The sequence below is a fragment of the Rhodococcus sp. P4_F3_2 genome (assembly GCF_056401335.1).
The window spans coordinates 1-5,601 of sequence record NZ_JBFUJN010000078.1 but is presented as its reverse complement, the minus strand read 5'-3'; the positions used below and the strand labels follow the sequence as shown (position 1 = coordinate 5,601).

7 protein-coding genes and 1 rRNA gene are annotated in these 5,601 nt (G+C 63.0%); 4 read left to right on the top strand and 4 right to left on the bottom strand.

Annotated elements, in window-relative coordinates:
* Positions 1–149, bottom strand: a 149-nt coding sequence (locus tag AC1DWA_RS32715; protein ID WP_477917567.1) for a thiolase family protein, incomplete at its 3' end; no start/stop codon positions are given.
* A gap of 107 nt (positions 150–256) precedes the next feature.
* Between AC1DWA_RS32715 and mce the strand changes: the two genes are divergently transcribed.
* Both mce and AC1DWA_RS32705 read left to right on the top strand, forming a co-directional pair.
* Positions 257–730 (top strand): methylmalonyl-CoA epimerase, encoded by a 474-nt coding sequence (gene mce, locus AC1DWA_RS32710; protein ID WP_020908285.1) that lies wholly within the window; start codon positions 257–259, stop codon positions 728–730.
* A 40-nt stretch (positions 731–770) separates the two neighbouring features.
* Positions 771–1,814, top strand: a complete 1,044-nt coding sequence (locus AC1DWA_RS32705; protein ID WP_020908286.1) for a hypothetical protein — start codon at positions 771–773, stop codon at positions 1,812–1,814.
* Positions 1,815–1,821: 7 nt separating this feature from the next.
* On the opposite strand, the gene AC1DWA_RS32700 is transcribed toward AC1DWA_RS32705, so the two are convergent.
* Both AC1DWA_RS32700 and nucS read right to left on the bottom strand, forming a co-directional pair.
* Positions 1,822–2,166 (bottom strand): hypothetical protein, encoded by a 345-nt coding sequence (locus AC1DWA_RS32700; protein ID WP_020908287.1) that lies wholly within the window; start codon positions 2,164–2,166, stop codon positions 1,822–1,824.
* A 19-nt stretch (positions 2,167–2,185) separates the two neighbouring features.
* Positions 2,186–2,860 carry an endonuclease NucS gene (gene nucS / locus AC1DWA_RS32695; RefSeq protein WP_003945160.1) on the bottom strand — a complete coding sequence of 225 codons (675 nt, stop codon included), beginning with the start codon at positions 2,858–2,860 and terminating at the stop codon, positions 2,186–2,188.
* 42 nt (positions 2,861–2,902) lie between these two features.
* On the opposite strand from nucS, the gene AC1DWA_RS32690 reads away from it, so the two are divergent.
* Entirely contained in the window at positions 2,903–4,495 is a 1,593-nt protein-coding gene (locus AC1DWA_RS32690) for an adenylate/guanylate cyclase domain-containing protein (RefSeq protein WP_477847528.1), read from the top strand.
* 142 nt (positions 4,496–4,637) lie between these two features.
* Entirely contained in the window at positions 4,638–5,264 is a 627-nt protein-coding gene (locus AC1DWA_RS32685; RefSeq protein WP_134999919.1) for a dihydrofolate reductase family protein, read from the top strand.
* Between the two features lie 182 nt (positions 5,265–5,446).
* Here the strand turns inward: AC1DWA_RS32685 and rrf are convergent.
* Positions 5,447–5,563, bottom strand: a 5S ribosomal RNA gene (gene rrf, locus AC1DWA_RS32680).
* Positions 5,564–5,601 lie beyond the last annotated feature (38 nt).

Below are 5,601 nucleotides of genomic sequence, written 5' to 3'. Positions count from 1 at the left end.
TAGTCGACTTGTTCGGGGGCGACTCCGGACTTGTCGAGGGCGCCTTTGATGGCGATGCCGCCGAGGTCGGACCCGGAGAGGTCTTTCAACGATCCGAGGAGTCGACCCATCGGGGTACGAGCTCCCGCAACAATCACAGAACTGGTCACGATTTCCTCCGGCTGCAAAAGAGACATAGTCGTCGGTTCCGTGCGGCCTAAGAGCCAAGTCACATCCCGACGTGTACTCCTCAAACGGTAGCGCTACCGTGAAAGGTATGACACAGACCTCCCCCAGTTCTGCACTCGCACCTTTGTCGTCCGACCTCGTCGTCGCGATCGATCACGTCGGAATCGCGGTGCCCGATCTCGACGCGGCAATCGCGTGGTACACGCAGCACCTGGGCATGGTGTCGACCCACGAGGAAATCAACGAATCGCAGGGCGTGCGCGAAGCCATGCTCTCCGTCGTCGGCTGCCCCGCCGGATCCACTGCCGTTCAGCTGCTCGCACCACTGGACGAGAACTCGACCATCGCCAAGTTCATCGACCGAAGCGGCCCTGGACTGCAGCAGCTCGCCTACCGGGTCACCGACATCGACGCCATCTCCGCCGAGCTTCGCGAGCGCGGCGTTCGGTTGCTGTACGACGCTCCCCGGCGCGGTACGGCCAACTCGCGCATCAACTTCATTCACCCGAAGGACGCCGGCGGCGTCCTGGTGGAACTGGTCGAACCCGACGCGAGCCACTAGCAGACCCGACTCCAGCTCGTATGCCAGGTAGATTGTCGCCATGGCATACGAGCAGGACCGCGGTTCGATCCAACTTCCGTTCCAGATCGCACGGAAGGGGTACGACCGCGACGAGGTACGTAACTACTTCGAGCGATTCGACGCGGAGCTGCGAGTTACCGCGGCCGATCGTGATGCTGCCGCTGCGCAGGCCCGCGACCTTGCCAAGCAGCTCGACGAYGCACGCGACGACATCGACGACCTCCGCAAGGACGTCGACCGCCTCTCGGTACCGCCCACCACTGCGGAGGGCATGAGCGATCGCATCAGCCGCATGCTGCGCCTTGCCTCCGACGAGGCTTCGGAGGTGCGCGCGAAGGCCGAGGCCGACGCAGCCGAGATGACCTCCATCGCCGAACAGGACGGCGCCCGCCTGCGCGGACACTACGAGTCGCTGATTGCCGAACTCGAGGACCGTCGCAATGCGATGGAAACCATGCACGAGCAGACCATGGCGCAGGCCCGTACCGAAGCCGCCCGGATCGTCGAAGCCGCACAGGCCGAGCGGGATCGCCTGGCTGCCGAGTCCGAGGCCAAGCGCACTCAGATCCGCGAAGACTTCGACATCTCGATGTCCGAGCGTCGCGCCAAGGTCGTCGCCGCCGTCAACGACCTGGAGTCGTCGAGCAAGGCAGAGGCCGAGCGTCGACTCTCCGATGCCTCGCACGAGGCTCAGCGCAGGCTGCAGGCCGCCACCGATCAGTCCGAGCGCAAGATCGCTCACGCGAAGGAACTCACCGAAGAACTGCGTGTTCTCCGTGGTCGAATCCTGGCTCAGCTCTTGGGCATTCGGGGACAACTCGATTCGGTTCCGGCCATGCTCGCATCGGTCAACCGGGAGAGCGAACTCCTCGATGCACCGCCCGCTCCGGTCATCGTCGAAGCCGAGGAAAATCTCGAGATCGAAGACAAGAATGCCGACTCCGATCCGGTCGACTCAGAACCGAGTATCGACGAAGACGATGTTCTCGAGGACTCGGACGAGACCAACACCGCCGAGATCGACACCCGCGCCGTCGAGCAGCGAGCCCAGTCCCGGAACTGATCGACGCTCAGGACCACCGTCTGGTCAGGCTGCGAGTTCCGCGGCCTGACCAGCATCCGGTGTGCCAGTGTCGACGTTCGTTCGCGCCGCCCGGTTCCGAAGGCCACGTCACCACATGGGCGACACCGGGCCTGATGTCGTGATCACAACCGGGGCAGCGATAGAACTTCGTCGCGTTGGAGCCGGGTATCGGCCTCACCATGTACATTTCACCGCCCGGCCCTGGCTCCTCCCGGACCAGCGCCCCGCCGAACAACACACCACTGGGTGACTGCGATTCCGCGCTCGAATCCCGAGCACGCCGAGTATCCGTTCGACGGGATTGCTTCGGCGAAGGTTTGCGGCGCGGCATGGTTCGAGTCTAAACAGCGTCAGAAAAGTCGGAACTCGGTGCTTTCGGTACCACGCAAGGCCTCGTAGTCCAAGACCAGGCAACGGATCCCACGGTCGTTGGCCAAAGTCTTTGCCTGCGGCTTGATCTGTTGCGCTGCAAAAACTCCCGTGACCGGCGCGAGCAGAGGATCGCGGTTGAGCAACTCCAGGTACCGCGTCAACTGCTCGACGCCGTCGATCTCGCCGCGGCGCTTGATCTCCACCGCCACCGATGCACCGTCCGCGTCACGGACCAGAAGGTCGACCGGCCCGATGGCCGTCATGTACTCGCGCCGCACCAACGTGTAGCCGGGGCCGAGTGTCTCGACATGCTCCGCCAGAAGTTCTTGAAGGTGTGCCTCGACTCCGTCCTTGATCAATCCCGGATCGAGACCGAGTTCATACGACGAATCGTGCTCGACCTCTTCGAGAGTGATCCGAAGCTCCTCGCCCGCCTTGTTGGTGACGACCCACAAGATGTCGTCGCTGTCGCCGGTGGTCTCGACCAACCAGCACGGCGGACTCATCCAGTTCAGCGGCTTGTACGCCCGATCGTCGGCATGAATGCTGACCGAGCCGTCGGCCTTCACCAACAGCAGTCGTCTTGCGGTAGGGAGGTGGGAGGTCAGGCGTCCCACATAATCGACACGGCAACGAGCAATAACTAGGCGCACCGGACCACCCTAAGCGATCATTACGACTACTCTCGACACACTATGCAGCGAAGCCGTGTCCCGAGTGCGCCCCTGGGGTCGTGGCTGCTCGGATCCACCGACGAAAGCCCCAGGCGCCGCCGAATCCGCGTCCAGGCACTACTCACCGCCCCTCTCCTGGTCACCAACCTGATCGGAGCGGTGCTGGCGATCGTGCTCGTCGGATTCGTGGTTCCCGGACCCGAGATCATCCACCCCGAATTCGCGTGGATCAACTTTATTGCCGTACCCGTCTTCATCGGGTGTGTCTTTCTCATCGGACTTCTGTGGGGCACCAAACGCCTCATGAGGGATCTCCGGTGGGCCACCGAGGATCACCGGCCAACCGAGCAGAATCAACGCGCGGCGTTGCGCGGGCCGTGGCGACTGACCCGAGTGCAAGCCGTCCTGTGGACGGCCGCGCTCATCACCTTCACGACCATGTACGGAATCGTCGACCCCGACACCATTCCGAAAGTTCTGTTCACCGTGGCTTTCAGCGGTATCACCACCTGCGCTTTCTGCTACCTGCTCAGCGAGTTCGCACTCCGCCCTATTGCTGCGCGTGCACTCGAATCCGGAGCACCCCGCAAGGCTGCCGTTCTCGGACTGACCGGCCGGACGATCCTCGTCTGGCTGCTCGGAAGCGGAGTCCCCGTCACCGGCTTGATGCTCGTAGCGGTCTTCAGCTTCATCCGACCTGCTTCGTGGCAAGCCCTCGCGACCGCGATCCTCGTCATCGGCGGGATCACTCTATGCGTCGGACTCGGGCTGACGTACATCAACATCCGATCAGCCGCGGCCCCCATTCGGTCCGTACGCCGAGGCATGGAACAAGTCACCCGTGGCGACCTCACCGCGTCCGTCGTCGTGTACGACGGGACCGAACTGGGACTGCTGCAGACCGGCTTCAATCGCATGGCCGAGGGCCTGCGCGAGCGCGAGAGGATTCGCGACCTCTTCGGGCGCCACGTCGGACACGAGGTTGCCGCAAACGCGGTTCGCCGAAACCCGGAACTCGGCGGTGAAGAACGCGACGTTGCCGTTCTCTTCGTCGACGTCATCGGCTCGACCACGATCGCGGCCACCAACTCCCCTACCGCGGTGGTCGCTCTACTCAACCGATTCTTCGACGTCATCGTCGACGAGGTAGATGCACACGGCGGATTCGTCAACAAGTTCGAGGGCGACGCAGCGCTGGCGATCTTCGGAGCGCCGACGACACTCGCCGATCACGCCGGCAGTGCACTCGCCGCCGCCCGCAAGATTCGGCAGCGCCTGCGTGCCGAAGTTCCGGAAGTGAGTGCGGGAATCGGCGTCGCTGCGGGAATTGCCGTTGCCGGAAACGTCGGTGCGCGAGAAAGATTCGAATACACCGTCATCGGTGATCCCGTCAACGAAGCAGCGCGACTGTCCGAGGTCGCCAAGACGGTTCCAGGTAACCTCGCCGCGTCCGGACGGGCTGTAGCCGCCGCTGACAGCACCGAAGCCGCACAGTGGTCGATCACCGAGAACATCACCCTTCGTGGCCGCCTCGAACAGACCGAGCTCGCGATTCCCTGCGACGCCTTGGAGTCCGAGTCCACCCCGGCAGACTCTGTGCCCGTTCAGCCCTGATCTCACCGCCCACCCTGAGCGAACGGCACGTTCGGTCGATCCAAGGCGATGAACGCCACGTTCGCTCGATGACTTTCCCGCTTCCCGACGGTCTATATCGAAACAGCGGAAATCCGGCGATGCCGGGGAGATGGGTACGACTATGAAACTGACGACATTTACCATCGTCACTCTCGACGGGGTGATGCAAGGACTCGGTGGGCCGGACGAAGATCGACGCGGCGGATTCGAACGTGGCGGATGGTCCGCGCCACTGGTGGACACAGAAGCCATGTCTTACCTCGTCCAGGTCTACCAGCGCGCCGACGCCTTCCTGTTCGGTCGGCGGACTTACGAAATCTTCGCCGGCTATTGGGGCGCGTTCGAGAATCCAGAGGTCAACCCGATCGCAAGCGCCTTGAATACGCGGCCCAAGTATCTTGCCTCGACAACGGTCACCGATCCGCAATGGAAGAACACCACGGCCCTTACAGATGACACCGCCGCAGCGATCGGCGAACTGAAAGCCAGACCCGGCGGCGAGCTTCAGGTGCACGGCAGTGGCGAATTGTGCCGCTGGCTTCTCGCGAACGATCTCGTCGACGAGATGATCCTGCTGATCGTTCCGGTGGTCGTAGGCCAGGGCACGCGACTCTTTCCCGACACCGGACCGGATATCGCACTCGAACTGGCCGAATCGCGAGCCACTCCAAAAGGCGTGACGATCCAGCGGTATCTGCCCACTGGCCGGCCGAAGTATGCAACTGCCACCGCCGACGGTATCGACTGATCCGGGCAAAGCGCCCGTCGTCCTCAGTCGTGCGCCCGCTCGTGATGGTGTGAACGGTACGTTCGGTCGATCTGAGGCGACGAAAGTACCGTTCGCTCGGAGAGTGCGGGGTGGGTTTGGGGGGTGTTTTGGGTACGAGAAAGCCCCCCAACCATCACTGGTTGGGGGGCTTCTCAAGTTGTGTTCGGCGGTGTCCTACTCTCCCACACCCTGTCGAGTGCAGTACCATCGGCGCTGAAGGGCTTAGCTTCCGGGTTCGGAATGGGACCGGGCGTTTCCCCTTCGCTATGACCGCCGTAACTCTATGAAACTGTCACAAACTGTCACAGTAACCAAC

Bases quoted from the DNA above. Each gene is read 5' to 3' on its own strand.
- AC1DWA_RS32690 (WP_477847528.1), top strand. From the start codon at position 2,903: ATGCAGCGAAGCCGTGTCCCGAGTGCGCCCCTGGGGTCGTGGCTGCTC.
- mce (WP_020908285.1), top strand. From the start codon at position 257: ATGACACAGACCTCCCCCAGTTCTGCACTCGCACCTTTGTCGTCCGAC.
- AC1DWA_RS32700 (WP_020908287.1), bottom strand. From the start codon at position 2,166: ATGCCGCGCCGCAAACCTTCGCCGAAGCAATCCCGTCGAACGGATACT.
- AC1DWA_RS32685 (WP_134999919.1), top strand. From the start codon at position 4,638: ATGAAACTGACGACATTTACCATCGTCACTCTCGACGGGGTGATGCAA.